The organism is Streptomyces sp. PH10-H1, from assembly GCF_030063355.1.
Classification (GTDB): Bacteria; Actinomycetota; Actinomycetes; order Streptomycetales; family Streptomycetaceae; genus Actinacidiphila.
The window spans coordinates 46,234-71,278 of record NZ_JASISZ010000037.1; the positions used below are offsets into that span (position 1 = coordinate 46,234).

Below are 25,045 nucleotides of genomic sequence, written 5' to 3' on the forward strand. Positions count from 1 at the left end.
ATGATCCGCCGGACAGGCCCTAGATCGCCTTAGATCTCCGGCGGCGGGCCCCAGCGGCCCGGGTCCGGGCGGCCGTAGGGCAGGCCCGCTTTCTCGCAGGCCTGGCGCAGCTGATCGGTGTCCGGCATGTCGAAACTCTCCCGGCGGATGACCTGGCCGGTCGGTGACCAGACGAAGAGCGCTTCCCTGTCGTCCTCGTGGGTGTCGACGCCGATGCCGCCGATCGTGGCGCGCAGGTGCTCCCACCTGGTGCGGCCCGTGCCGCCGCGTGAGGCGAGGCGGATGCCGTCCGGGCCGAGGGCCAGTCCCGGACGGCGCAGGTCGTACAGGCCGCCGAAGAGCGCGCCGGCGACCACGGCCGTCGGCAGACCCCAGGCCAGCCAGCTCATGCCGCCGCTGAGATAGCGCATCTTGAAGCCGATGACGCCCACCACGATGACCATGCTCAAGGCGCCCGCGATATAGTACCACTTGCGGGTGCTCCAGGGCATGTCCAGCACGGCGGGTTCGCCGGCCGGCGCGGGCGGAAGGGCCGGCCGGTCCTGGACGATGCCCGCCGCCAGGCCCGCGTAGGCCGCCGACTGGTAGACGTCGTACTCCGGGTCCGCGAGCGGGTAGCCGAACGCCCGCGCCCGGTCCCGTAGTTCGGTGCGGGAGATCCGGAGCGCGCTGAGCGGCGCGTTCAGCTGCTCGGTGCCGTCCTCACCCCGCAGCCGCAGCCAGGGATGCCCATGGCGGGTGTTGATCTCCATCGAGCCGATGTCGGTGCGCTGGACGCGGATCTCCGTGGTGGCGCCCTCCCAGCGCAGATACGCCGAGGTGACGGTCAGTACGGCGTCCGGGGCCACTTGGTGCGGGAGGAAGCCGGGGCGCAGGTCGTAGGCGCGGCTGCGCGGGCCGTCCTCGATCACCCGGTAGCCGCGCGACCGCAGCACCGCGAAGAGCTCCTCCACCGGGATCCGGCCCGAGTGCGCGGTGCCCAGCAACGCCAGGTCGTGGCCGTAGATCTGCAGCAGCGCCGGCGACCCGCCGCCTTCCGCTCCGGAGGCGCCCAGCGGCTGCGCGACCAGTCCGGCGATGCGCTCGGCGGGCAGATCGGTGGTGCCGAAGAGCGGATCGAAGGCGATGACCCGCTCAGGGGTCACGGTCCAGCGGGCGGGACGGTTTCCGGCCAGCCGGACGACGGAACCGGCGGCCAGGACCAGCACCGCGATACCGAGGGCGTTGAGCAGCGCGACGCGTTCGGGGACCGCCGTCGCGCCGTCACCGGCGGCCACGACCAACAGCGCGATCACGGCGCCCGCCACGGCCACCAGCCGACGGCCGAACTGCCGTCCGCGCAGCCCGGGTTCCGGCCTCGTGAGGTCGACCGCGCCCTCGGCGGGCACCGGCAGCGGACCCTCGGCCGCCGCGGCCAGCAGCGCCGCCTCCCGGCGGGCGAACACCGTCTCCCAGTGCACCGCCGCGCCAGAGGCATCGCCCCGCCGGTCTGTGATCAGTACCGGGGCACCGAGCCGCCGCGCCGTCAGATGGAACGGGAACATCGCGAGGCCCATGCCCGCCACGCCCATCGAGCACAGACTGCCGACCTTCGTCGCCCCGTACTCGGCCGGCGCCAGCACGTCCAGGTCAGGGACCAGGAGTGTCAGCGGCCGATCACGGGAGAACGTATGGGTCTCCATCACCCGTCCGCCCCGCAGCCACTGCAGCCCGCTCGCGCTCAACCGCCAGAACGTGAGCGGCCGCAGGCGCCGCCACCCGACGGCGGCGGCCCACGCGAGCGCCGCCACGCCGAGCGGTACGACCAGCCGCAGCAGCCGGTCGCCGGCCAGCGCGTACGCGATCAGTCCCGCGGCCAGGGCTGTCGACGGCGGCATCCACCACGGTGCCAGGACCGCCCGCAGCCGGTTGCTCTCCAGGACGGTCCCCGCCCCGGTGCCCGGCCCGGGGTACCGGGACGATGACGACTGCGACGGCTCCATGGATGACCTTCCCCCGTGACGGCAGTGGTCCAATATCCTTTCAGATGCCCAGGGGTGAGCGAGTGGAGGCCGTACCGTGCCAGAGATCGTCCGGCTGGAACCGAAGGAATTCGCCGACCACGTCGGGGACCTGGCGGCGCTGCTCGCCGGGACCGTCGGCGGCGGCGCCTCGGTCGGATTCCTCGCGCCCCTGGATCACGGCGCCGCCGCCCGCTGGTGGGAGGGCCTGGCACCGGCCGTGCACGAGGGGCACGTCATCGTCTGGGTGGCCGGGGACGGCGAGCGGATCACCGGCACGGTGCAGTTGCGGCCGTCGGCCGTCGACAACGGCCGGCACCGGGCCGAGATCGCCAAATTGATGGTGCACGGTGAGGCCAGGGGCCAGGGGATCGCGCGCCGCCTGCTGGCCGCCGCCGAGGAGTTCGCCGCCGCGGCCGGGATCACCCTGCTGATCCTGGACACCGTGACGGGCAGCCCCGCAGAACGCCTCTACACGGCCGCCGGCTGGACGCCGGTCGGATCGGTCCCCGGCTACGCGGCCGACCCCGCGGGCACGCTGCAACCGACGACGATCTTCTACAAGGCCATCGCCGCCGGCTGAGGCCCACCCCGGTCGCCGCGCGGTCTCCCGCCCTGCGGCGACCCGGACCCGGAGCTCGAACCACCGTTGAGAACGATCACTTGAACGGGCTCCGGGCTACGACGGTCACGGCCAGTCGACGGCCAGGGCCCGAGCCGGGTTCGCGACGTAGATCTGCTCGGTGACGGCCTCGCCGAGTTCCCGCGCCAGCCTCGGCCGCAGCCCGCTGAGCAGGAACGGCATCCCGGGCCCGCCGCCCGTGGCCGACCGGGCGGCGGCCGTGGTCGTGTCGCCGCCGAGCAGCAGCTGTGCCGCGTGGCCGGCCTCTGTGAGCGTGGCGAGGGCGTCGAACAGCCGCCAGTCGGTGGCGTGGTTGGCGCGGGACGGGCCGTCGTAGACGAGGAACGCCCCAGCCTCGGCCGCCGCCCGGTGGATCCGCAGGTCGGGCGAGCGGTTCAGATGCCCGAGCAGCACCCGCTCCGGGGAGACGTCGAGCTTTCCGCAGAGGAGGTCGAGTACATCCAGGGCGCCGGTGCCGAGTTCGAGGTGGACGCCGATCGGCGCGTCGGTCGCGTGGTGCGCGTGCGCCGCCGCGGTCATGACGTGCCGGGCGTGCGCGTCGAGACCGTGGAAGCCTCCCGCGACCTTGATCATGCCCGCGCGGGCGGTGCCGGGCGGCGCGTCGGGGTCGTCGCCGGGCCGCAGGCCCTCCGTCAGTTCCGATACGAAGAATTCGGCCGTCCGGCCGCGCAGCCGGTCCAACTCCTTCGGTTGGTAGTGCACCGCCTGGTGGAGCCCGGTCGCGGCCACCACATGCACCGACGAGGCCCGGGAGACGGCCGGCAGGTCGCCCGCGTGCCGCCCCAGGCCGAAGGGGGTCCACTGCGTCACGGTCCGGCCGCCCAGTTCGCGGAACGCCAGGAGTTCGGCCTCCGCCGCCCCGGGGGAGTCCAACTCCTGCCCAGCGAGGGCCGGGATACGGAAGAAGAGGTGGTCGTGGGCATCGGTGACGCCCAGCCGCTCGGGCGGGATGTCGCCGAGGACCGTACGGATCGCGCTCATGCCCGGTCGCCCTCCTCGAGCACGGCCGACGCGACGCGCAGCCCTGCCAGTGCCTTCGGCACTCCGATGTACGGAGCCAGATGGACCATCACCTCGATGATCTCCCGTGGCTCGATCCCGATGCGCAGGCTGTTGCGCACATGGTCGTCCAGCTGCGGTTCCACGCCGCCGAGCGCGGTCAGCGCCGCGAGGTTGGCGATCTGCCGGTCGCGCAGCGCCAGCCCCTCGCGCTGGTAGGTGCCGCCGAACAGGGCCGTCACGATCCAGTCGGGGAAGCCCGGGGCGATCGCGTCCAGCCGGGAGAGAGTGGCCTCGATGGTCTCGGGCCCGGCCAGTTCGCCGAGCAGCCGGTAGCCGGCCTCGCGGTCGATGTTCGCCTGCTTCACCACTGGCGTCCCGTCTCGATGGCGGTCGGTTCCGGCGCCGACAGGTGCAGCACCTGGTAGCGGTCACCGGCCGCGGCGGGCGCGGTGTGCTCCCAGAGGGTGAAGTGCAGCAGTTCCCAGTGGCGGGGGTCGACGGCGAGGGTGGCCGAGTGCACGCCGGGGGTGGCGGCGTACTCGCGTACGGCGGTGAGGGCGCGGTCGATGACGGCGGCCGGGTCGTCGCCGGGGGCGATCGGCTCGGCGCGGCGAGTCGCGGCGCGCGGGACCGTGGCGGCGGCCGGGCCGGGCTCGAAGGCCAGCCCGGTCCAGTGCTCGACCTCGGGGCGGCCGAAGTCGTCGATGATTCCCTGGAATCCCGGACCCCAGAGGAAACTGTTCATCCCCCGCCCGGTGTTCCAGAGATAGAACGGCGCGTACTGGTTGACGGGTGATTCGTCGGTGTCGCGCTCGCGGATGAGGTACGCCTTGAGTCCGAGGCCGGGGAACTCGTCGAGCAGATGACCCCTGGACTCGATCCGGTGGCGGATGATCTTCATGTCGTAGTCGGCGGGTAGCGTGATCCGGTACTGCATGGCGTGCATGACGGCGGTCTCCTCAGTCGGTGAGGCTGACATTGACGGTGGAGCGGGCGGCCAGCAGCGCGACCGCGCCGCGCACCGCCTGGCGGAACGGCTCCTGAGAGCCCTCGGCGCGGGCGAGCACATAGCCGCCCTGGACGACGGCGACGATCGTGGCGGCGGTGTCCCCCGGATCGAGCGCGGCGTCGAACTCCCCGGCCGCCAGGCCCTCGGCGATGATCTCCGCGAGCCGTCCGCGCAGCCACGCGAACGTCTCCTGCACTGGGCCGCGCAGCTCCGCGCTGTCGATCACGTCCGGGTCCATGGCCATCCGGCCGACCCGGCAGCCGCGCAGCGCGTCGCGGTCCCGCAGCAGATAGGCCGAGACCCGTTCCAGGGCGGTGCCGCCGCCGGACATCTGGGCGTCGGCCTGCGCCCTGAGCTGTTCGGCGCTGCGCCGCATCGCGGTCAGCGCCAGGTCGGGCTTGCCGGAGAAGTGGTGGTACATGCTGCCCTGGCCCGCGCCCGCGTGCTGCTGGATCGCCTTGGGGCTGGTGCCGGTGTAGCCGCGTTCCCAGAGGAGCTCCTGGGTGCTCTCGATCAACCGTTCCGCGGTATCCATGATCCGAGTGTACATACTAGTAGGTACAGAGTCTATGAGCTGAGGCTACGCGGGCGGCGCGCGCCGCCTCAGCTGGTGGATTGTGGATCAGCGGATCAGTCGCGCCGGAAGCCGTAGGCCCGCTCCACGCGCGCCACTTCGACGCTGTAGGAGGCGTACCACCGCTCCCGGCCCAGCCGTTGCACCTCCAGGTGCTCCGGATCCGCCTTCCAGGAGGCTATGGATTCCGCGTCCGAGTAATAGACCACCAGCAGATCGCGGCCGTCGGGACCGGTCTCCGACTCGCGGCCCAGGTAGCCGGGCCACTTGGCGGACAGCGGTCCCATGCGGCGGTTCGCGTCCGCGTAGCCCTCCGGGTCCTCGCCGCTCGGCAGAGTGGTGATGATGACGGCGTAGTACGGCGGTTCGGGTCGGCGGAACGAGACGGACTCGGGCACGGACACTCTCCGATCAGCGGGCGATCTGGACTGCCGAGCATAGGTCCCGCCACTGACAGTCCGCGGGGTATTTTCCGCCGGCCAGGGCGCCGGCCGCTGCCCCCGTGCCGGCCGCTGCCCCCGTGCCGGCCGCTGCCCCCGTGCGGGGCAGCCACCGTACGGGGCACCCGGCGTGCGGGGCCGTCGCCCGGTGCCAGCCTGGGCGGGATGGTCGAGGAGGCTCTGATGGAGACTCGCGTCACGGAGATCGCGCCGGACATCTACTGGCTGTCCACCTACGTTCCCGACGCAGACTTCCTGTTCAACCAGTTCCTGATCGACGCCGAGGACCTCTGCTCTTCCACCTGGGACTGCGTTCGCTGTTCCCCCTGGTGTCGGAGGCGGTCGAACAGGTGACGCCGGTCGACCGGCTGCGCTGGCTGACCTTCGGGCATGTCGAGGCGGACGAATGCGGAGCGCTCAATTCCTGGCTCGCGGCGGCACCTCAGGCGCAGGTGGCCCATGGTGCGATGGGCTGCATCGTGTCCGTCAACGACCTGGCCGACCGTCCGCCGCCAGGACCGCCCTGTCCATGCCCCGGGATCGCGACGCCCGGCCGCCGTCAGGTCTGCCCGGGCGCCGCCTCCGTCGCCACCGAACGTGCCCAGCGGTAGTCGGCCTTGCCGCTGGGGGAGCGCTGGATGTGGTCCATGACGACCAGGCTGCGCGGGATCTTGTAGCCGGCCAGCCGGGTGCGGCAGTGCGCCTGGATGTCGTCGAGGGTCAGCGGATCCGCGCCGTCCCGCGGCTGGACGACGGCGGCGACATGGTTGCCCCACTTCTCGTCCGGGACTCCGGCGACCAGCGCGTCGTAGACGTCGGGGTGCGCCTTGAGCGCTTCCTCGACCTCCTCCGGGTAGACCTTCTCGCCGCCGGTGTTGATGCACTGCGAGCCGCGCCCGAGGACGGTGACGACGCCGTCCTCGTCGACGGTCGCCATGTCCCCGAGCAGCACCCACCGCTCGCCGTCCCGCTGGAAGAAGGTCTCCGCGGTCTTCTTGGGGTCGTTGTAATAGCCGAGCGGCACATGTCCGCGCAGGGCGATACGTCCTGGTTCGCCGACCGTGACCGGCTCCATCGTGGCCAGGTCGACGACCGCGATATGGGAGTTGACCCGCAGCCGGAAGCCCTTGGCCGGGCCGGAGTCGTCGGTGGCCGTTCCGTTGAAGCCGGACTCCGAGGAGCCGAAGTTGTTGAGGATCATGACGTTCGGGACCAGCGCCTGGAACTGGGCGCGGACGGTCTCCGACATGATCGCGCCCGAGCTGGAGATGGTGAACAGCGAGGAGCAGTCGATGCCCTGGAGCGGCCCGGCCAGCGAGTCCGCGAGCGGGCGGAGCATGGCGTCGCCGACCAGCGAGACGCTGGTGACCTTCTCCTTCGCGATGGTGCGCAGCACCTCGTCCGGCACGTACTTGCGGTGGATGACGACCTTCTGGCCGAAGTTGAAGCCGATGAACGCGGTGAGGGTGGAGGTGCCGTGCATCAGCGGCGGGGTCGGGAAGAAGACCAGCCCCTCGCCGCCGGCCGCGACCCGCTCAGCGAGTTCCTCGGGCCGCTTGACCGGCTCGCCGGTGGGTGCGCCGCCGCCCATGCCGGAGAAGAAGAGGTCCTCCTGGCGCCACATGACGCCCTTGGGCATGCCGGTGGTGCCGCCGGTGTAGATGATGAACTGGTCGTCGGCGGAGCGCTGGGGGAAGCCGCGCTCCGGTGATCCGGCCGCCTCGGCATCGGTGAAGGCCACCGGGGTGATGGACGGTTCCGGGGTGCCCTCGGCCGGTGTGCCCACTCTGACCAGGTGCCGCAGCTTGTCGGTGTGCGGCAGCGCGGCGGCGACCCGCGCGGTGAATTCGGCGTCGAAGACCAGCGCCGCCAGATCCGCGTCGCGGTAGAGGTAGACCAGCTCCTCCTCCACGTACCGGTAGTTGACGTTCACCGGTACGGCGCGGGCCTTGATGCAGGCCAGCGCCGTCTGCAGATATTCGATGCCGTTGTAGAGGTGCAGTCCCACGTGGTCGCCGGGTGCGATTCCGCCGGCGATGAAGTGGTGGGCGATCCGGTTCGCGGCCGTGTCGAGCTGGGCGTAGGTCAGCCGCCGTTCGGCGCCCGTTCCTGGGTGGTCGATGTAGACGAGCGCCTCGCGGTCCGGGACCACGTCCACGACCGACTCGAAGAGGTCGGCAAGGTTGTACTCCACGGCTCCTCCAGCCTCGATGCTGCGAAGGTCTCTCGGCGGTCATTAGAACCCCCCTGGAGCGAGGTGGGAAGGGTTCCCGGGCGGGAAATCTGACTGGTAGTCAGAAAACTATTGAACTCGACCTGCGCCTACTGCAACCTGTTCTAGGTCCGCGACGGAATATGTGACCTTGGAGGCCGGCCATGGGCGGCACGGAACACCTCAGCGTGGAGCGCGTCGGCGCGACACTCGTACTGACCCTGAACCGGCCCGAGGCCAAGAACGCGCTCTCGCTGCCGATGCTGGTCGGTCTGTACGACGGCTGGCTGGAGGCCGACGCGGACGACACCATCCGCTCCATCGTCCTCACCGGGGCCGGCGGCTCCTTCTGCGCCGGAATGGACCTCAAGGCGCTGGCCTCCGACGACGGCGCGATGGCCGGCCAGCAGTACCGCGACCGACTGAAGGCCGACCCCGACCTGCACTGGAAGGCGATGCTGCGCCATCACCGGCCGCGCAAACCGGTGGTGGTCGCCGTGGAGGGTCACTGCGTGGCCGGCGGCACCGAGATCCTGCAGGGCACCGACATCCGGGTCGCGGGGGAGAGCGCCACCCTCGGCCTCTTCGAGGTCCGACGCGGGCTCTTCCCGATCGGCGGTTCCACCGTGCGGCTCGCCCGCCAGATCCCCCGCACCCACGCCCTGGAGATGCTGCTCACCGGACGCCCCTACTCCGCCGCGGAGGCGAAGGAGATCGGCCTGATCGGCCATGTCGTCCCGGACGGCACGGCGCTGGAGCGGGCCCTGGAGATCGCCGGACAGATCAACGCCAACGGGCCGCTGGCCGTCGAGGCCGTCAAGGCGTCCGTGTACGACACCGCGGAGATGACCGAGACCGAGGGGCTCAAGCACGAACTGGAGCGGGGCTGGCCGATCTTCGCCACCGCCGACGCCAAGGAGGGCCCCCGGGCCTTCGCCGAGAAGCGCCCCGCGGTCTTCAAGCGCGCCTGACCCGGGGGACCCAAGGAGAGATGCCGCCCATGACCGAAGTCCTCAGCGCACCACTGGTCGTCGAGTTCCCGTTCACCCGCTCGCTCGGCCCCGTCCAGAGCGCCTTCCTCACCGGCCTGCGCGAGCAGACCGTACTGGGGGTGCGCACCGGTGACGGCCGGGTGCTCGTACCGCCCGTCGAGTACGACCCCGTCACCTCGGCGGAACTGCGCGAACTGGTCGAGGTCGGCGCCGCCGGCACCGTCACCACCTGGGCCTGGAACCCCGATCCCAGCCGCAACCAGCCGCTCACCACCCCGTTCGCCTGGGTGCTGGTCCGCCTCGACGGCGCCGACACCGCGATCCTGCACGCGCTCGACGCGAACGGCCCGGACGCCGTCCGCACCGGCATGCGGGTGCGGATCCGCTGGGCCGGGGAGCGCGTCGGTGCGATCACCGACATCGCCTGCTTCGAACCGGACGACGGGACCGAGCCGGAGGAGAGCGCGGCCACCCCCCACACCGGCGAGTTCGCCGACCCGGTGACCGGCATCGTCGCCCCCGCCCGCCTCGACTACGTCTACAGCCCCGGCCGGGCCCAGTCGCGCTATCTCGCGGCACTCGAGGACAGCAAGATGATCGGCGAGCGCTGCCCGTCCTGCCGCAAGGTCTACATCCCGCCCCGCGGTGCCTGCCCCACCTGCGGCGTCGCCACCGAGGAACAGGTCGAAGTGGGCCCGGGCGGCACCGTCACCACCTTCTGCATCGTCAACATCAAGGCCCGCGGCCTCGACATCGAAGTGCCGTACGTCTACGCCCACATCGCCCTGGACGGTGCGGACCTCGCCCTGCACGGACGCATCGGCGGCATCCGCTACGACCAGGTGCGGATGGGCATGCGCGTCGAACCCGTGTGGAGCGACGGCGGCGGCTTCCCCGACCACTACCGCCCGACCGGTGAGCCCGACGCCGGCTACGACACGTACAAGGAGATGGTCTAGATGCGTGACGTCGCGATCGTGGCCTTCGCCCAGAGCCGCCACGCCCGCAGCACGGCCGAGGTCTCCGAGGTCGAACTGCTGATGCCCGTCCTGCACGAGGCGCTCGGCCAAGTCGGCCTCAAGGCCGGCGACATCGGTTTCACCTGCTCCGGATCCTCGGACTACCTCGCCGGCCGGGCCTTCTCCTTCACGATGGCGCTGGACGGCGTCGGCGCCTGGCCGCCGATCTCCGAATCACATGTCGAGATGGACGGCGCCTGGGCGCTCTACGAGGCATGGGTGAAGATCCTCACCGGCGAGGCGGAGACCGCGCTGGTGTACGCCTACGGCAAGTCCTCACCCGGCGACGTCCGCGAGGTCCTGACCCGCCAGCTCGACCCGTACTACGTCGCGCCCCTGTGGCCCGACCCGGTCGCGCTCGCCGCGCTCCAGGCGCGGGCCCTCATCGACGCCGGGCACACCAGCGAACCCGAACTGGCCGGCGTCGCCGCCCGAAGTCGCACCGCAGCGCGGGGCAACCCGTACGCGCAGCTCACCGATGTCCGCGACGGTGAGGACTACGTCGTCCAGCCGCTGCGCCGCCAGGACTGCCCGCCGGTCGGCGACGGCGCCGCCGCGATCGTGCTGGCAGCCGGGGACACCGCCCGCCGGCTGTGCGGACGGCCCGCGTGGATCCGGGGCATGGACCACCGGATCGAGGCCCACAGCCTCGGCGTACGCGACCTCACCGACTCGCCGTCCACCCGGCTCGCGGCCGAGCGGGCCGGGGCCTTCGACGTGCCGGTCGACACCGCCGAGCTGCACGCGCCGTTCACCTCCCAGGAGGTCGTCCTGCGCAGGGCGCTGAAACTGGGCGACGACGTGCACGTCAATCCGTCCGGCGGTCCGCTCGCCGCCAACCCCGTCATGGCCGCCGGTCTCATCCGGCTCGGCGAGGCGGCCGCCCGCATCCACCGCGGTGAGTCCGACCGCGCCCTGGCCCACGCGACCTCGGGTCCCTGCCTGCAGCAGAACCTGGTCGCCGTCCTGGAAGGGGACGCGGCTGTGAGCGACGGACGCAAGGCCGCCGGGCCGCGGCTGTCCACGCAATCCGCACCTCTGCGCCGCGCGGCCGGAGAAGCGAACGAGGAGGCGCTATGAGCAAGGCACATGTGGCCGTCGTGGGCATCGGCCAGACCAAACACGTCTCCGCCCGGCACGATGTGTCGATCGCGGGGCTGCTCCGCGAAGCGGCCCTGCGGGCGCTGGCCGACGCGGAGCTCACCTTCGCCGACATCGACGCGGTCGTCATCGGCAAGGCACCGGACTTCTTCGAGGGCCTGATGATGCCGGAGCTGTATCTGGCGGACGCCCTCGGCGCCGTCGGCAAGCCGATGCTGCGCGTGCACACCGCCGGCTCGGTCGGCGGCTCGACCGCCCTGGTCGCCTCGAACCTGGTCGCGGCCCGGGTCCACCGCACCGTGCTGACCGTCGCGTTCGAGAAGCAGTCCGAGTCCAACGCCATGTGGGGGCTCTCGCTGCCGATCCCGTTCCAGCAGCCGCTGCTGGCCGGTGCCGGCGGATTCTTCGCCCCCCATGTGCGCGCCTACATGCGCCGTACCGGAGCGCCCGACCACATCGGCTCCCTCGTCGCCTACAAGGACCGCCGCAACGCGCTGAAGAACCCCTACGCCCACCTGCACGAGAAGGACATCACGCTGGAGAAGGTGCGGGCCGCCCCCATGCTGTGGGACCCGATCCGCTACTCCGAGACCTGCCCGTCCTCCGACGGCGCGGTCGCGATGGTGCTCACCGACACCGGGGGCGCGGCCCGCGCGCCGCGCCCGCCCGCCTGGCTGCACGGCGGTGCGATGCGCAGCGAGCCGACGATGTTCGCGGGCAAGGACTACGTCAGCCCGCAGGCCGGCAAGGACTGCGCCGCCGATGTGTACCGGCAGGCCGGGATCACCGATCCGCGCAGGGAGATCGACGCGGTCGAGATGTATGTGCCGTTCTCCTGGTACGAACCGATGTGGCTGGAGAACCTCGGCTTCGCCGCCGAGGGGGAGGGCTGGAAGCTCACGGAAGCGGGCGTCACCGAACTCGACGGCGACCTGCCCGTCAATCCGTCGGGCGGTGTGCTGTCCACCAACCCCATCGGCGCGTCCGGCATGATCCGTTTCGCCGAGGCGGCCCTGCAGGTGCGCGGCCAGGCCGGTGAGCACCAGGTGGACGGCGCCCGCCGGGCGCTCGGCCACGCGTACGGCGGCGGCGCGCAGTTCTTCTCGATGTGGCTCGTCGGCGCGGACCGGCCGACCACCTGATCGGGGGGTGTATCCGGGCAGCTTGTCCCATTGCCTGTCGGGCGATGGGCCCGGTGGCTAGGGTGGGTCGCGGATGACGATGTCGGGAGGAGAGCGGACGTGGCCGAGAGCATCATCGGACAGCCGTTGACCAACGGTAAGAAGCCGCAGCTGGATCTTACGAGCGCGGATTGGCAGTCCAGCAGTCAGGGCACGGGCGACGTCCAGATCGCCTTTATCGAGGGCTACATCGCGATGCGGGACGGGCGGAGCCCGGACGGGCCGGCGCTGATCTTCACCCCCGCCGAGTGGCGCGCCTTCGTACTCGGTGCGCGTGACGGTGAGTTCGACCTCACCTGAGGCGGCCGGACGAACCGCGTGCGCTCACGGCCACGGACCGAGTTCCGGAGGCGGCGAGACACCGCTGTCCCGGGCCGGCCGCCCGCCGTCGTAGGGATCGATCAGCTCGTCCTTCGGGGCGTACCGCGCCTGCCGTGCCAGCGCGAGGGCGACGCCCTCGAGGTGGCTGAGCAGATGCCCGCGGGTCCAGCCCGGCAGCGCGCTCGGAGCGCGGACGACGCTGTCGGTGAGGCCGTCGAGCAGCGCGGGCAGCCGTGGCCGGCCGGCGAGGATCGCCGGAATCGGGTCGGGGTGACTCACGGCCACAGCAACTCCTTGTGCCAGCCGTCGGTGGAACGGCGGTAGTTGAGCCGGGTGTGGTTGCGATGCTTGTCGCCCTGCCAGAACTCGGCCTGCTCGGCCTGCACGCTGTACAGCGTCCACTCGGGCGCGACGAGGTCCGGTTCGCGCTCCAGCCGTGCCTGCGACTCCCGGAGGGCGGCGTCGCGGTCGGCGGGGGCGGTCAGCGGGCGGCTGGTGCGTCCCAGCAGCGCCTCGGCCCGCGCGCTCGCTCCCCGCGCCAGGAAGTCCGCGGCGCCGAGATCGGCGCTCTCCCGTGTCACGGGTCCGCGCACCCGGATCTGCCGGGCCTGGGCCGGCCAGTAGAAGGTCAGGGCGGCGTAGGGGCGCTCGGCGAGATCCTGGCCCTTGCCGCTGCCGGAGTGGGTGGCGAACTGCCAGCCCGCGCGGTCGCCGGTGCGGTCGAGGTTCTTCAGGATCAGTACCCGGGCCGACGGATCGCCGTCCGCGCCGGCCGTGGAGAGCGTCATCGCGTGCGGTTCGGGCACTCCGGACCGGATCGCCTCGAGCAGCCACTCGGTGAAGAGCGCGGCGGGATCGTCCGGGGTGTCCCCGGGATCGAAGGGGGGCAGGTCGCCCGCGAACACCTCCAGCTCGCGGAGTAGTTGACGGATCTCTGCCATGCGGCCCCCCTCGCCCTCAACGACTAATGCATTGAGCTGAAGATAACATTAGGCCCACATCCGGGGTCGGAGTGATACGCAGAAGGAGCCGGTGCCGCACTCCCGCGCGGCCCGGCTCCTTCCTGCCCCCGTTCCCGGTCCCGGCTCAGCCGAGGCCGCCGCGGGTGATTCCGTTGGTGCCGTCGGGGCCGAAGAGATCCGACCAGGGCCGTTGTCTGCCGCCGCTCACCGCGGCGATACCGGATTCGCGGTAACGGGCGGTCTCCAGGGACCAGTCGAGATTGCCCCGCATCACATGGCGCATTGCCCGTACGTAGTCGTCCACCTGCTCCAGCAGGTCCGGCGCGGCGTCGTACTCGTCGAGCACCGCGGGCAGTCGTTCGGCGAGCGTCTGGAACCGCTGCACCCGCGCGTTGGCGGCCCGCGCGATGAGTCCCACGGCCTCCTCCAGCGTGTGGTCGGTGGTGTTCCGCAGCAGGATCACGCTGTTGTTGACATCCCCGGCCGCCATTTCCTTGTCCACGGACATGATGTCGTTGACGAAGATCACCACATCCCCGGTGATCTCCCGCATCTCGGCCAGCGGGGACGTCGAGTGCAGCATCTCCGGCAGGGTGTAGCCGCCGCACCGTTCGGCGAAGTCAAGGCAGGGCTGGACGCCGATCGAGTCCCGCCGGCCCCGCAGGAAGGCGTCGAGGGTCAGCGGGGGCCGCTGCGTCCGGTTGAGGGCCTCCCAGTGGTAGGCGCGCAGATACTCCCGCCAGTGGTCGCGGAAGCGCTCCTGCCACACGGCCGGTGTGCCGGCCGCCGAGCGGACCCAGATGTCGCGGAAGCCGTCCGCGAGCGGGCTCGCCTGATGGCCGACGGGCGGATGGTTCACGGGCGGGGAGGAGGGGGAAGGGGGTTCGTAGAGGATGGACACCAGCGCGTCCACCTCGCGTTCCACGTCGTCAGGACGGCGCCCGAGAGGGCCGTCGAACTGGTCGTCGAAGATGAAGAACCAGGCGTTGAAGTCGGCGGCGAGGTCGAGATCCGGCCCGGTCGCCCGGGGGTAGAAGAACGCCATCAGGCGCTCCAGTCGCAGGGCGTCGTACTCCGAGACGCCGTAATCGGCACGGAGTATCCGGAGGTCGCGCAGCCACTGCAGGGTGTGCCGACGGGCCCTGTCGGCGTGCGGACTCGACCGTCCGGGGAAGGGGATGGACAGTAACGTGGTGCGTTCCGCGAGAATGTCGCGCGGAATGGCGCTGCTGGGGGCTGTGCTGTCCGTCAAGGTGCCCGCCTCAGGTCGGGTCGTGCCGGCCCGGGACCGTCCGGGCCGTTGGAGTGTGAACTGGCGTTTGCCATCTACCCGTTCGGAAGACGCGGATATCACCAGCGGGCACTACAGAGCGTCCCTGCGGGCGTACGCTCAGCGCTACCTGCCGAACAGGCACGAGAACGGGATTCAGACATGCCAGACGCGGTGGAACAATTGGGACGAGTACATCGCTCGGTTCTCGAACGGGAGTCCGAACTCGTCGCGCTCGACGGTGCTTTGGACGACCTCTGCGGGACGCGGTCCGGGACGAGGCACGGCGGCCTGCTCGCCTACGCCGGTCCGGCAGGACTCGGTAAGACCGCGCTGCTCGCCGAGGTGCGGAGGCGGGCGGCCGCGCGCGGCTGCACCGTACTGTCCGCCCGCGGTGGCGAGCAGGAGCAGAGCATGGCGTTCCATGTGGTCCGCCAGCTCGTCCAGCCCGCTCTCGCGGCGTCCTCCGAGGAGGAGCACCGCCGGATACTGGGCAGCTGGTACGACATCGTCGCCCCGGCGGTCGGGCTGGTCGCGGCGCAGGGCGGCGGCGCCCCCGACCCCACCGGTGTACGGGACGGCCTGGACTGGGTGGTGACGCGCTTCGCGGTCCAGCAGGCGCCCGTCGTCCTGGTCCTCGACGACGCGCACTGGGCCGACTCCGAGTCCCTGGCGTGGCTGACGGCCTTCGCCCCGCGGGCCGAGGAGCTGCCGATGCTGGTGGTCGTCGCCTACCGACCCGACGAACTGCCCGCCGACGCCGTGGCGTTCCGCAGACTGGCCGGAAGGCACGGCTCGCGCCCGTTCGACCTGGTGCCGCTCACCACCGGCGCGGTCCGGCGCATCGTGCGTGACGCGGTGGGCGAGAGCGCCGATGAGGCGTTCTGCCGTGAGGCGTGGGCGGTCACCGGCGGCAACCCGTTCGAGGTCGTCGAACTCACCGCCAAGATCTGTGACCGCGAACTCAAGGGCCAGCGCGAGGACATCCCCGAACTGCGCGAACTGGCCTCCGCCGTCAAGGGCAGCGGTCTGATCGAGCGCATCGAGCGGCTGGGCCCGTCCGCGGTCCGTTTCGCCTGGGCCGCCGCCGTACTCGGCACCTCGATCGCACCGCCGCTGGCCGCGGGCGTCGCCGCGCTCGGCCGCGAGGAGGCCGCCGACGCCTTCGAACGGCTGCGGGCCGCGCGCATCCTCACGGTCGGCGCCTCCGACGGCACCACCCTGGAGTTCGTCCACCCGCTGATCGCCACCGCCGTCTATCGGGCGATCCCCAGCGCGCTGCGCGTCGGGATGCACGGCGAGGCCGCGTCCGCCGTCATGGAGGCGGGACTGGGCGCCGCCAACGCCGCCCGGCACCTGCTGGAGCTGCACCCTGAGGGCGACCGGTGGGTGGTGCAGCAACTGCGCGACGCCGCCCGCGAGTATCTGCGGGCCGGAGCGCCCGACGCGGCCCAGCGCTGCCTGGCCCGCGCCCTGCGCGAACCCCCGTCCTACGGCGAGCGCGCGGCCGTGCTCTTCGAGCTCGGCTGCTCCTCGCTCCTCAACGAACCAGCGAACACCGTCAACCACCTGCGGGCCGCTCTGGAGGAACCCGACCTCGACCCGGATCTGCGCGAGGCCATCACCTACCGGCTCGCGCAGGCCCTCGGGCACACCGACCGGATGGGCGAGGCCGCCCGCATCGTCGAGGCGGAGGCCCACCGGGCCACCAACGCCCGCACCAAGCTGCGCATGCAGGCCGAGCAGTTCATGTGGAACGCCTTCCGGGCCGACGAACAGGACTCGCCCGCCCGCTCCCGGCGGCTGGCCCGGCTGGCGGACCACCTCACCGGCCGCGGACTGGGCGAGCGATACATCCTGGGCCTGCGCGCCTGGGACGCGATGGTGCGCGGGGAACCGGCCGCCACCGCGATCCATTTCGCCGAGGAGGCCCTCGGCGACGGCCTCAGCTGGACCGACGAGAACTGGGGCTTCGAGGTCCCGGTCCTGGTCGCTCTCACCTTCATGTACTGCGACCAGCCGGGCCGCGCCGAGGAGTTGTTCACCAAGGGCATCGCGGAGCTGGAGGGCAAGGGCTGGCGCGGCGCGCACCTGTCGTTCGGCTTCACCCTCCTCGGCTACATCCGCTACCGGCGCGGCCGGCTCGCCGAGGCCGAGGATCTCGTGCACGCCGGACTGGGCATCGCCGACCGGGTGGGATCCGGAGTGCCCGCGCAGTGGTTCGCGATCGGCATCCTCATCGAGATCCTGCTCGCCCGCGGCCGTACCCACGAGGCGCAGGAGCTCGCCGACACTTACCACTACGGCGAGGTGATCCCCAACGCCGTCGTCTACCCCGACTCCCAGACGGTCTTCAGCGAACTCCTGCTGGCCCAGGACATGCGCGGCGATGCCGAACGCCATCTCACGGCGGTCGGCCGGCGTCTGGAGGCGCGCGGTATGCGCAACCCGGCGTGGTGCCCGTGGCAGCTTCATCTCGCCCAGGCGGTGGCCCTCGTCGAACCCGAACGGGGCGCCGACACCATCCGTGAGGTGGTCCAGCGGGCCCGCCAGTTCGGCACCGCGTCGGCGATGGGCCAGGCGCTGCACGCGGCCGCGGAGGTGTCCGGAGGTCCCGAAGGCCTGCGACTGCTGGCCGAAGCGGTCGGCCACCTCGAACGCTCGCCCTCGGCCTACGAACTGGCCCGCGCGCAGGTCGCGTACGGAGCCGCGCTGCGCCGTGCCGGACTGCCGCAGGATGCCGCCGACCGGCTCCATGCCGGTCTGGAGGGCGCGCTGCGCTGCAACGCGGAAGCGCTCGCCAGCCGGGCCCGCGATGAGCTCGCGGCGGCCGGGATGCGTCCCCTGCAGCTGCGCCACACCGGCACCGACACGCTCACCGGCCAGGAGCGGGCCGTGGCCGAACGGATCGCGGGCGGCCAGACCACCGCCAGGATCGCCGAGGATCTGGGCACCGGGGAACGTGCGGTGACGCAGATGCTGTCCGCCGTCTACCGCAAGGTCGGCACCGATCACGCCGGGCTGCCCAAGGCGCTCGGACAGACGCCGGACGGCGACGTCCAGCACTCCGGGCTCGGGCGATGAGAGGGATCCGGAGCGCGTAGCGTCCCCCGAAGGCTCCTCGAACGCTCCTCGAACGCTGTGAGAAGTCGTCGCGACAGAGTACGGACCGTACCGACGGGCGTACGCTGAGGTGGCATCGGACGCGCGTCCGCCGAGCGCATCCGGGCGCCCGGCGTACGCCGTGGTACCAGGGGGTAGGCGATGCCGGAGGGCAGGGCCCGTACAGGGCGCCGGCTGCTCGAACGAGAGGCCGAAATCACCGCTGTCGAGGCGGCGTTGGCGCAGCTCACCGCGGTACGCGCGGACGGGGCCGAGCACCGTGACCGGCCTCGCGGCGGTCTGCTGGCCTTCTCCGGCACCGCCGGGCTCGGCAAGACCACGCTGCTGGCCGAAGTGCGCCGGCGCGCGGCCGACAAGGGCTGCACCGTGCTGTCCGCCCGTGGCGGCGACCAGGAGCAGCGGGTGGCCTTCCACGTCGCCCGGCAGCTCCTGCAGCCACAGCTCGCGGGATCCGGCGAGGCCGAACTGCGCGCCTCGCTCGGCGGCTGGTACGGAATCGTCGGCCCGGCACTGGGCCTGTGCGCCGGAGGCGACGGCGCGCCCCCCGACCCGCAGGGTCTGCGCGACGGCCTGGACTGGGTGGTCACCCATCTCGCCCAGCGGCGCGCCCCGGTGGTCCTCGTGCTCGACGACGCCCACTGGGCCGACCCCGAATCCCTGGGCTGGCTCGCCGCGTTCGCGCCCCGGGCCGGGGAACTGGCCATGCTGATCGCGGTCGCCTACCGGCCCGAGGAACTGCCCGGCCACGCGGAGGCGTTCCGCGGGCTGCCCGGCGGCGCAGGTCGCCGGCCCCTGGACCTGGAGCCGCTCACCGCCACCGCGATAGGACGCCTGGTGCGCGCGGCGGTCGGCGAGCACGCCGACGACGCCTTCTGCCGCGAGTGCTGGGCTGTCACGGCGGGCAACCCCTTCGAGGCGGTCGAACTGGCCGCCAAGGTCCGCGACCGGGGCCTGCGGCCGGACGAGGCCGGCGCGCCCCTGCTGCGCGACCTGGCGGCCGCTGTGAAGGGCAGCGGACTGACCACCCGGCTGGAACGGCTCGGCGCCTCCACCGTCCGTTTCGCCTGGGCCGCCGCCGTCCTGGGGACCGAGATCTCACCGGCGATGGCCGCGAGCGTCGCGGGACTGGGCGAGCCGGAGGCCGCCGAGGCCGCGGACCGGCTGCGCAGCGCCCGCGTCCTCACCGGCGGCGAGACCCTCGAGTTCGTCCACCCGCTGATCGCCACCGCTGTCTACCGGGCAATCCCCGACGCGGTGCGGGTCGCGCTGCACGGCCAGGCGGCCTGGTCGGTGGTCGACGCGGGACTCGGCTCGTCGGCGGCCGCCCGCCACCTGCTGGAGACTCACCCCGAGGGCGATCCCTGGGTCGTCGGCCGGCTGCGCGCCGCCGCCCGTGAGACGCTGCGCGCGGGCGCTCCCGAGGCCGCCCGCAGCTACCTCGCCCGGGCCCTGCGCGAACCACCGCCGCCCGGCGAGCGCGCCGCCGTCCTGTACGAACTCGGCTGCTCCTGCACGCTGCTCGAACCCGCCACCACTGTCAACCATCTGCGGGCCGCGCTGCGGGAGCCGGCCGTCGACCCCGCTCTGCGGGAGGGGATCCTCTTCCGGCTCTCCCAGGCCCTCGCCCACAGCGACCGGCTCGACGAGGCCGCCGACACCGTCGGCCAGGCGGCCCGCACCGCCACCGACCCCCGCGCCCGGCTGCGGATGCAGGCCGAGCAGTTCATGTGGGACGCCTTCCGGGCCGACGAGCCGGACTCGCCCGCCCGCTCCCGCCGGCTGAGCAGGCTCGCCGACCGGCTGACCGGCCGCGACCTCACCGAGCGCTACATCATCGGGCTCCGCGCCTGGGACGCCGTACTGCGCGGTGAGCCGTCCGGCACCGCACTGCGCCACGCGGGCCGGGCACTCAACGGCGAGCTGCGCTGGGCCGACGAGAACTGGGGCTTCGAGGTCCCCGTACTGGTCGCCCTCGTCCATATGTACGCGGACCGGCCCGGCCGGGCGGAGGAGCTGTTCGCCGACGGGATCGCCGAGTTCGAGCGCCAGGGCTGGCGCGGCGCCCATCTGTCGTTCGGCTATCTGCTGCTCGGCTACGTCCGCTTCCGGCGCGGCCGGCTCGCCGAGGCCGAGGACTTCGCCCGTGCCGGACTGCGGCTCGCCGAGCGCGTCGGACGCGGCACCCCCGTCCAGTGGTACGCCGTCGCGGTCCTCATCGAGGTGCTGCTCGCCCGCGGCCGTGTCGGGGAGGCCACGGAACTGGCCGCCGACTACGGCTTCCACGCCCCGTTCCCCGCCGCCGTCACCTTCCCCGACGCCCAGGGCGTGTACGGCGAGCTGCTGCTCGCCCGCGGCATGGCCGGGGAGGCCGCCGCGGAACTGGCCGCTGTGGGCCGCCGCCTCAACCCGCGCGGCATGCGCAACCCCGCCTGGTGCCCCTGGCAGCCGCACCTGGCGCTCGCCGAGGCGGCCGACGACCCGGTGCGGGCCCGTGCCACCGCCCTGGAGGCCGTCGCCCGCGCCCGGCAGTTCGGGGCCGCCTCCACCATCGGGCACACCCTGCGGATTGCCGCGGAGGTGTCCGGGGGAGCGGAGCGGATGAAGCTCCTGGAGGAGTCCGTCGACTGGCTGGAACGCTCCCCGGCCGGCCACCAGCTGGCCTGTGCGCTGGTCGCCCACGGGACGGCGCTGCGGAGGGCCGGCCACCCGGCGGAGGCCGCCGAGCAGCTCTACCGGGGCCTGGAGAGTGCCCTGCAGTGCGGGGCCGACGGGCTGGCCGAGCGCGCCCGCGGCGAACTCATCGCGGTGGGGCTGCGGCCGCTGCGCTTACAGGCCACCGGGACCGACGCCCTGACCGAGCGGGAACGGGCGGCGGCCGCCCGCGCGGCCGGCGGCGAGGCACCGGCCGTGATCGCGGCGGCGCTGTCCACCGACGGCACCACGGTCGGCCGGCTGCTCTCCGCCGTTTACCGCAAGCTCGGCACCGACCGCGACGGCCTGGCGCAGGCTTACCCCGCGGACCCGCCCGTGGGGCACCCCGCGACGGGGGCCGGGAAGGAATGACGGCGGGGTACGACAGGGGTCCGGCGGTCGCGGCTGCCCGGCGCCGCGCGGGGGGTCCCGGGCCACGTACGATGGCCGTATGTCGTTCCTCCGCCGCCGCACCGCAGCCACGCCCACCGGGCCGGACTTCGATGTCCTGGCCATGGACCCGGGGGACTGGCCGGGCATTCTCGGCGCCGGGCTGCTGCCCGGTCCGGACGGCAGCTGTCAGGGCATCTTCCTGCGCTACGACCTCTTCGGCGGGCGCGGCCCCGCCATGCTGATCGGCAACCTCCCCGAGGGCTCCCCGGCGCGCGAGCTGGAGGACGGCCAGGTGCCCTTCGAGGTGGCACAGCTAATGGTGGCCCTCGGCAACGAGGAGCCGGTCGAAGTGGTGAGCAGCGAGGACACCCCGGCGATGCACGGCGACGGCCTGCTCATCGTGCGGCGCATCAAGCTCACCGAAGGGCGCATCGCCTGCGCCCAGTTCGACCGCAGTGACGGCGTCCAGGTCACCATCGCCACCTGGGACCGCCCCATCACCGACGACCTGTACCAGCTGCTGAAGCCGCTGCCCGCGGAGATGTTCCAGCAGGGCTGACCACCGCCCGCCACGCTCGTGCGCAGGGGCGCCGCCGGGATCCGGCGGCGCCCCTGACATGTGCCGGGGCAGATCGTCAGCGCGGAGCGCCCACCTGCGACGGCAGGACGGTGACGTCCTCCGCCTTGACGTACTCCACCCGGTGGCCGAACTGGATCTCGTAGTAGACCTGATTGCCGCGCACCACCCGGTGCCCGGTGGTGTCGAAGGTCGTCGAGTAGAAGTACTCGCCGTGGACCCGGTTGCCGATCACGTACTCCTGGCCCGCCAGGAGCTTGTACGGCATCGGCACGATCGCCTGCACGGGCACGCCCGCGGGGTACGCCGACGCCTCGGGATAGGCGCGCCCGTACACCGGGATGTCGGTCAGGCCCGGCTTCGGGGAGACGGTGAAGCCCCAGGCGTTGACCGCCGTGGGCTGCGACCGGGGGTTGTGGAACCAGCCCTTCTGGCCGAGATACCACACGGCCGTCCAGTCGCCCTGGCGCTCGGCGACGGCGTACTGCTGGCCGGTGGAGGCGCGCGCCCCGACATCGTTGACGCCAGTGGTGGAGTCACCCGTCTTGTGCAGGCCGATGTCCTTGACCAGCGGAGCGTCCTCGCTCGGCGCCGTGTACAGCCGCACCGCCTCCGAGCCGCGTGCCGGGCAGGTGTCGCCCGCCTTGACACAGCCGGTGTACAGCGGCTGGTTCTCGTCGTAGTCCGGGCGGATGGTGACCAGGCCGCCGCCGGGACCCGCCGTGGCGTGCAGCGGAGCGCCCATCAGCTGGAAGTAGTGCGCCCAGTCCCAGTACGGCCCCGGGTCGGTGTGCATCCCGCCGATGTACGCGCCGGTGGGTCCCGGCACGTTGTCGTGGCCCAGGATGTGCTGGCGGTCCAGCGGGATGCCGTACTTCCTCGCCAGGTAGGCCACCAGCCGCGCGGACGTCCGGTACATCGACTCCGTGTACCAGGTGCCCGGGTCGATGAGGAAGCCCTCGTGCTCGATGCCGACCGACTTGGCGTTGATGGACCAGTTGCCCGCGTGCCAGCCGACGTCCTTGGTCTTCAGGTGCTGGTCGATGTGCCCGTCCGCGGAGCGGATCGTGTAGTGCCAGGCCAGGTACGTCGGAGTCCGCACCAGCTTCAGCGCGGTGTCCCAGGTGCCCTCGGTGTCGTGGATGACGATGTAGTCGATCTTCTGGTCGTTGGGCCGGTCGGCGAGATCGTGGTTGCCGTAGTTCCCGGGAGCGGTCTCCTGGTAGGGCGCGGGCAGCCACTCGCAGCCCACGCCGCGCGGGCACTCCGTTCCGGCGTCGTTGGCGTGCTTGAGGCCCAGCCCGGCCGCCTGGGCGGTGTCGGGGGCGATCCCGGGGGCGGCGGCCAGGGCGACGCTCTGCCCGGAGTCGGTGGTGCGGGACTCGCCCTGCCGCAGCACGTCGTAGACATCGTCCGCGAAGGCGGTGGCCGTGGCCGAGTCGTCGGCGCCTGAGAAGCGCGCGACGGCGCCGTACCAGTCGGCGGGGTCGGCGGTCAGCGGCCGGCCGAGGGACTTCTGGGCGTCGGCGATCAGCGCAGCGCCCCCCGCGACGTTGGCCGCCGGGTCCGTCCGCAGGTCCTGGGCCGGCAGCCCGGTCAGCCCCGCGGCACGGTCCAGCGTGGTGAGCGTGGCCGGCAGCTGCGACAGATCGGGAGCGGGCACCTGCGCGCCGCCGGTGAGCGGCCGGGGGTCGTCGCCGCGCGCGTCGTCACCGCCGTCGCCCTTCTGCGGGAAGTCGGTGAGCGCCGTACGGGCGTCGGTGAGATGCATCGGCCCGTAGCCGGCGGTGACGCTCGGCAGCCCCTGATGGGTGTCCCAGCGCGATTCCATGTACGACACGCTCAGCAGCACGCTCGCCGGCACCTGGTAGTGCTGGGCCGCGTCGCTGAACGCCTGCTGCAGCGACGAGGTGGCGGGCTGATCGGCGGCGTTCGCGGACGGCGCCGAAGAGAGCACGGGCAGCAGCGCCGCGGCGGCGGCCGCCGCGGTCACCGTCCGCAGCGCTCTCCGTCGGGGTCTCGCTGATCGAGCGGCGAATTCTCGCAATGCGATCTCCTTGAAGCGGTGCTGGGCGAGCGGCTCCACAGAGTTATCGGCTTCCGGACGATCCGTCAACAGCCCCCTAACGGCCCCAAACGGACACTGTTTACGCACGTCAAACGCCCGTGCCGGGAGTTTTCCCGGCACGGGCGTGCTGGCCTGCCAGGCGTCAGTGGTCTGGACCGATGATGTGGGCTCGGGCGGTCGGCGAAATCCCCTTGGATTTCGGTGTGGGGCCGGGGCGCCGAAGCCGCGGCTGCGTTCGCGTTCGCGTTCGCGTGGACGTCAGCGGGTGCCGACCGCGGCGCGCACGGCCCGCCGGGCCAGACCGCAGTCGTCGTGCAGCCGGCGGAGCAGCAGCCGCTGCTCCTCGCCCGCCCCGGCCACGGTCTGCGCGGGCGGAGTGGCGCCGCGCATGGTCCGCTGCACGGCGGTCTCGTAGGTACGGATCTCACGGGTCAGCACGAGCATCAGATTGACCAGGAAGGCGTCCCGGCAGGCGGGACCCTGGGTCTGGGCCAGCTGGCTGATCTGGCGGCGGGCCACCGGGTCGTCGCCGAGTACCGACCACAGCACGGCGAGGTCGTACCCCGGCAGATACCAGCCGGCGTGCTCCCAGTCGACCAGCACCGGGCCGGCCGGGGACAGCAGCACATTGGACAGTAAGGCGTCGCCGTGGCAGAACTGCCCCTGTACATGCGCCAGTCCGTGCAGCAGCTTCTGCAGGTCCCCCATGTCCCGGTCGGTGAGCAGGCCCAGTTCGTGATAGCGCGAGATGCGCGCCGGGTAGTCGATCGGCGCGTCGAACACACCGGCCGGCGGCCGCCACAGGTTGACCCTGCTGAACGCGCCGATGGCCGCCCGGACATCGGACCGGGGCGGGGTCTCGGCCGGATGGCGCTGCACCGACACGACCCGTCCCGGCATTCGCTCCAGCACCAGCACACAGCTCTCCGGATCGGCGGCGATCAGCCGCGGCACCCGGGCCGGTGGCCGGTGGCGGACGAACGCCCGGTACGCCGCTATCTCGTGCTGGAACCGTTCGACCCACGCTGGGGACTGGTCCAGCAGACACTTGGCGACCGCGGGGCTGCGCCCCGACGTGCCGATGAGCAGTGCCGTGCGCCCGCTGCGGCGCAGCATCTGAACAGGGTTGAACTCGGGGCATATCCGCTGTACCGCGGCGATGGCCGTCCGCAGCTGGGCGCCCTGGGGGCCGGTCAAGTCGAGTCTCCCGCTGAGCGGATGGGAGGTGCCCGTCGGGACGCCCCGCCGGACGGCGGAGAGCGACGGACGGGAGCGCATGGAGGAGTCCGTACCAGCGGGGTGCGACAACCGGGGCGGAGCGGACACGGAGGACGATGCTGAATACATGAGGGGGAAACAGATCCCTTCGTGTGCCTGCGAGCTCAGGACGGTGATGCGGTGCTGCGTGACGCGGTGCGGTGCTGCGGTGCTGCGTTGCTGCAGTGATGCGGCAGCGCGGGTGCTGCG

The 25,045-nt window shown here is 72.3% G+C and carries 23 protein-coding genes; 11 read left to right on the forward strand and 12 right to left on the reverse strand.

The annotated features are described in order from the left end of the window. Positions 1-29: 29 nt before the first annotated feature. Positions 30-1,982: a hypothetical protein gene (locus QMK24_RS22200; RefSeq protein ID WP_283468350.1), complete on the reverse strand. Its 1,953-nt coding sequence runs from the start codon at positions 1,980-1,982 to the stop codon at positions 30-32. A 76-nt stretch (positions 1,983-2,058) separates the two neighbouring features. Here QMK24_RS22200 and QMK24_RS22205 point away from each other — a divergent pair, with 76 nt between their 5' ends. Continuing rightward, entirely contained in the window at positions 2,059-2,583 is a 525-nt protein-coding gene (locus tag QMK24_RS22205) for a GNAT family N-acetyltransferase (protein ID WP_283468353.1), read from the forward strand. A 105-nt stretch (positions 2,584-2,688) separates the two neighbouring features. Here QMK24_RS22205 and QMK24_RS22210 read toward each other — a convergent pair whose 3' ends face one another. The 5 genes from QMK24_RS22210 to QMK24_RS22230 form a co-directional block, all read right to left on the reverse strand. Then, on the reverse strand, positions 2,689-3,624 hold the full coding sequence (locus QMK24_RS22210) for a phosphotriesterase family protein (protein WP_283468355.1): 936 nt from the start codon (positions 3,622-3,624) through the stop codon (positions 2,689-2,691). Further along, the gene (locus tag QMK24_RS22215; protein ID WP_283468356.1) at positions 3,621-4,010 is read right to left on the reverse strand and encodes a carboxymuconolactone decarboxylase family protein; all 390 of its coding nucleotides are present in this window, start codon (positions 4,008-4,010) and stop codon (positions 3,621-3,623) included. The genes QMK24_RS22210 and QMK24_RS22215 overlap by 4 nt, the downstream gene beginning before the upstream one ends. Continuing rightward, positions 4,007-4,591, reverse strand: a complete 585-nt coding sequence (locus QMK24_RS22220; protein ID WP_283468357.1) for a DUF4865 family protein — start codon at positions 4,589-4,591, stop codon at positions 4,007-4,009. Before QMK24_RS22220 ends, QMK24_RS22215 begins: the two co-directional genes overlap by 4 nt. Before the next feature lie 13 nt (positions 4,592-4,604). Next, complete coding sequence (locus QMK24_RS22225) at positions 4,605-5,189, reverse strand: TetR/AcrR family transcriptional regulator (RefSeq protein ID WP_283468360.1); 585 nt, start codon at positions 5,187-5,189, stop codon at positions 4,605-4,607. A gap of 95 nt (positions 5,190-5,284) precedes the next feature. Beyond that, positions 5,285-5,626 (reverse strand): antibiotic biosynthesis monooxygenase family protein, encoded by a 342-nt coding sequence (locus QMK24_RS22230; protein ID WP_283468362.1) that lies wholly within the window; start codon positions 5,624-5,626, stop codon positions 5,285-5,287. 225 nt (positions 5,627-5,851) lie between these two features. Here QMK24_RS22230 and QMK24_RS22235 point away from each other — a divergent pair, with 225 nt between their 5' ends. Beyond that, complete coding sequence (locus tag QMK24_RS22235) at positions 5,852-6,022, forward strand: hypothetical protein (protein ID WP_283468363.1); 171 nt, start codon at positions 5,852-5,854, stop codon at positions 6,020-6,022. Next, complete coding sequence (locus QMK24_RS22240) at positions 5,998-6,279, forward strand: hypothetical protein (RefSeq protein WP_283468365.1); 282 nt, start codon at positions 5,998-6,000, stop codon at positions 6,277-6,279. The genes QMK24_RS22235 and QMK24_RS22240 overlap by 25 nt, the downstream gene beginning before the upstream one ends. Here the strand turns inward: QMK24_RS22240 and QMK24_RS22245 are convergent. After that, a complete protein-coding gene (locus QMK24_RS22245) occupies positions 6,228-7,862 on the reverse strand; it encodes an acyl-CoA synthetase (RefSeq protein ID WP_283468367.1) in 1,635 nt (544 codons plus the stop codon). The two genes, QMK24_RS22240 and QMK24_RS22245, sit on opposite strands and share 52 nt — an antisense overlap. A 182-nt stretch (positions 7,863-8,044) precedes the next feature. Here QMK24_RS22245 and QMK24_RS22250 point away from each other — a divergent pair, with 182 nt between their 5' ends. The 5 genes from QMK24_RS22250 (at position 8,045) to QMK24_RS22270 (ending at position 12,473) form a co-directional block, all read left to right on the forward strand. Beyond that, positions 8,045-8,851, forward strand: coding sequence for a crotonase/enoyl-CoA hydratase family protein (locus QMK24_RS22250; RefSeq protein ID WP_283468368.1), 807 nt, complete (start codon positions 8,045-8,047; stop codon positions 8,849-8,851). A 29-nt stretch (positions 8,852-8,880) separates the two neighbouring features. After that, positions 8,881-9,831, forward strand: coding sequence for a Zn-ribbon domain-containing OB-fold protein (locus QMK24_RS22255; protein ID WP_283468369.1), 951 nt, complete (start codon positions 8,881-8,883; stop codon positions 9,829-9,831). Continuing rightward, complete coding sequence (locus tag QMK24_RS22260; protein WP_283468371.1) at positions 9,832-10,971, forward strand: thiolase family protein; 1,140 nt, start codon at positions 9,832-9,834, stop codon at positions 10,969-10,971. Continuing rightward, positions 10,968-12,134, forward strand: coding sequence for a thiolase family protein (locus QMK24_RS22265; RefSeq protein WP_283468373.1), 1,167 nt, complete (start codon positions 10,968-10,970; stop codon positions 12,132-12,134). Before QMK24_RS22260 ends, QMK24_RS22265 begins: the two co-directional genes overlap by 4 nt. 99 nt (positions 12,135-12,233) lie before the next feature. Beyond that, entirely contained in the window at positions 12,234-12,473 is a 240-nt protein-coding gene (locus QMK24_RS22270; RefSeq protein WP_283468374.1) for a DUF397 domain-containing protein, read from the forward strand. A 24-nt stretch (positions 12,474-12,497) separates the two neighbouring features. Here QMK24_RS22270 and QMK24_RS22275 read toward each other — a convergent pair whose 3' ends face one another. The 3 genes from QMK24_RS22275 to QMK24_RS22285 all read right to left on the reverse strand — a co-directional run bounded on the left by QMK24_RS22275 (position 12,498) and on the right by QMK24_RS22285 (position 14,708). Then, positions 12,498-12,773, reverse strand: coding sequence for a maleylpyruvate isomerase N-terminal domain-containing protein (locus tag QMK24_RS22275; RefSeq protein WP_283468375.1), 276 nt, complete (start codon positions 12,771-12,773; stop codon positions 12,498-12,500). Beyond that, positions 12,770-13,435, reverse strand: a complete 666-nt coding sequence (locus tag QMK24_RS22280) for a pyridoxine/pyridoxamine 5'-phosphate oxidase (protein WP_283468377.1) — start codon at positions 13,433-13,435, stop codon at positions 12,770-12,772. Before QMK24_RS22280 ends, QMK24_RS22275 begins: the two co-directional genes overlap by 4 nt. A gap of 145 nt (positions 13,436-13,580) precedes the next feature. Beyond that, entirely contained in the window at positions 13,581-14,708 is a 1,128-nt protein-coding gene (locus QMK24_RS22285; RefSeq protein WP_283468378.1) for an isoafricanol synthase, read from the reverse strand. Between the two features lie 180 nt (positions 14,709-14,888). Here QMK24_RS22285 and QMK24_RS22290 point away from each other — a divergent pair, with 180 nt between their 5' ends. From QMK24_RS22290 to QMK24_RS22300, 3 genes are all read left to right on the forward strand, one after another. Further along, positions 14,889-17,810, forward strand: a complete 2,922-nt coding sequence (locus tag QMK24_RS22290) for an ATP-binding protein (RefSeq protein WP_283468379.1) — start codon at positions 14,889-14,891, stop codon at positions 17,808-17,810. A 180-nt stretch (positions 17,811-17,990) separates the two neighbouring features. Further along, entirely contained in the window at positions 17,991-20,912 is a 2,922-nt protein-coding gene (locus QMK24_RS22295) for an ATP-binding protein (RefSeq protein ID WP_283468380.1), read from the forward strand. Positions 20,913-20,991: 79 nt separating this feature from the next. Then, entirely contained in the window at positions 20,992-21,492 is a 501-nt protein-coding gene (locus tag QMK24_RS22300; protein ID WP_283468381.1) for a hypothetical protein, read from the forward strand. A gap of 76 nt (positions 21,493-21,568) precedes the next feature. Here QMK24_RS22300 and QMK24_RS22305 read toward each other — a convergent pair whose 3' ends face one another. Further along, positions 21,569-23,503, reverse strand: a complete 1,935-nt coding sequence (locus QMK24_RS22305; RefSeq protein ID WP_283468382.1) for an N-acetylmuramoyl-L-alanine amidase — start codon at positions 23,501-23,503, stop codon at positions 21,569-21,571. Positions 23,504-23,836: 333 nt separating this feature from the next. Further along, positions 23,837-24,925: an aminoglycoside phosphotransferase family protein gene (locus QMK24_RS22310; RefSeq protein ID WP_283468385.1), complete on the reverse strand. Its 1,089-nt coding sequence runs from the start codon at positions 24,923-24,925 to the stop codon at positions 23,837-23,839. Between the last annotated feature and the right edge of the window lie 120 nt (positions 24,926-25,045).

Coding starts and splice junctions, on each gene's coding strand:
- QMK24_RS22220 (WP_283468357.1), bottom strand. CDS start 4,591: ATGCACGCCATGCAGTACCGGATCACGCTACCCGCCGACTACGACATG.
- QMK24_RS22200 (WP_283468350.1), bottom strand. CDS start 1,982: ATGGAGCCGTCGCAGTCGTCATCGTCCCGGTACCCCGGGCCGGGCACC.
- QMK24_RS22265 (WP_283468373.1), top strand. CDS start 10,968: ATGAGCAAGGCACATGTGGCCGTCGTGGGCATCGGCCAGACCAAACAC.
- QMK24_RS22225 (WP_283468360.1), bottom strand. CDS start 5,189: ATGGATACCGCGGAACGGTTGATCGAGAGCACCCAGGAGCTCCTCTGG.
- QMK24_RS22250 (WP_283468368.1), top strand. CDS start 8,045: ATGGGCGGCACGGAACACCTCAGCGTGGAGCGCGTCGGCGCGACACTC.
- QMK24_RS22255 (WP_283468369.1), top strand. CDS start 8,881: ATGACCGAAGTCCTCAGCGCACCACTGGTCGTCGAGTTCCCGTTCACC.
- QMK24_RS22310 (WP_283468385.1), bottom strand. CDS start 24,925: ATGTATTCAGCATCGTCCTCCGTGTCCGCTCCGCCCCGGTTGTCGCAC.
- QMK24_RS22295 (WP_283468380.1), top strand. CDS start 17,991: ATGCCGGAGGGCAGGGCCCGTACAGGGCGCCGGCTGCTCGAACGAGAG.
- QMK24_RS22210 (WP_283468355.1), bottom strand. CDS start 3,624: ATGAGCGCGATCCGTACGGTCCTCGGCGACATCCCGCCCGAGCGGCTG.
- QMK24_RS22280 (WP_283468377.1), bottom strand. CDS start 13,435: ATGGCAGAGATCCGTCAACTACTCCGCGAGCTGGAGGTGTTCGCGGGC.
- QMK24_RS22260 (WP_283468371.1), top strand. CDS start 9,832: ATGCGTGACGTCGCGATCGTGGCCTTCGCCCAGAGCCGCCACGCCCGC.
- QMK24_RS22300 (WP_283468381.1), top strand. CDS start 20,992: ATGTCGTTCCTCCGCCGCCGCACCGCAGCCACGCCCACCGGGCCGGAC.
- QMK24_RS22290 (WP_283468379.1), top strand. CDS start 14,889: ATGCCAGACGCGGTGGAACAATTGGGACGAGTACATCGCTCGGTTCTC.
- QMK24_RS22235 (WP_283468363.1), top strand. CDS start 5,852: ATGGAGACTCGCGTCACGGAGATCGCGCCGGACATCTACTGGCTGTCC.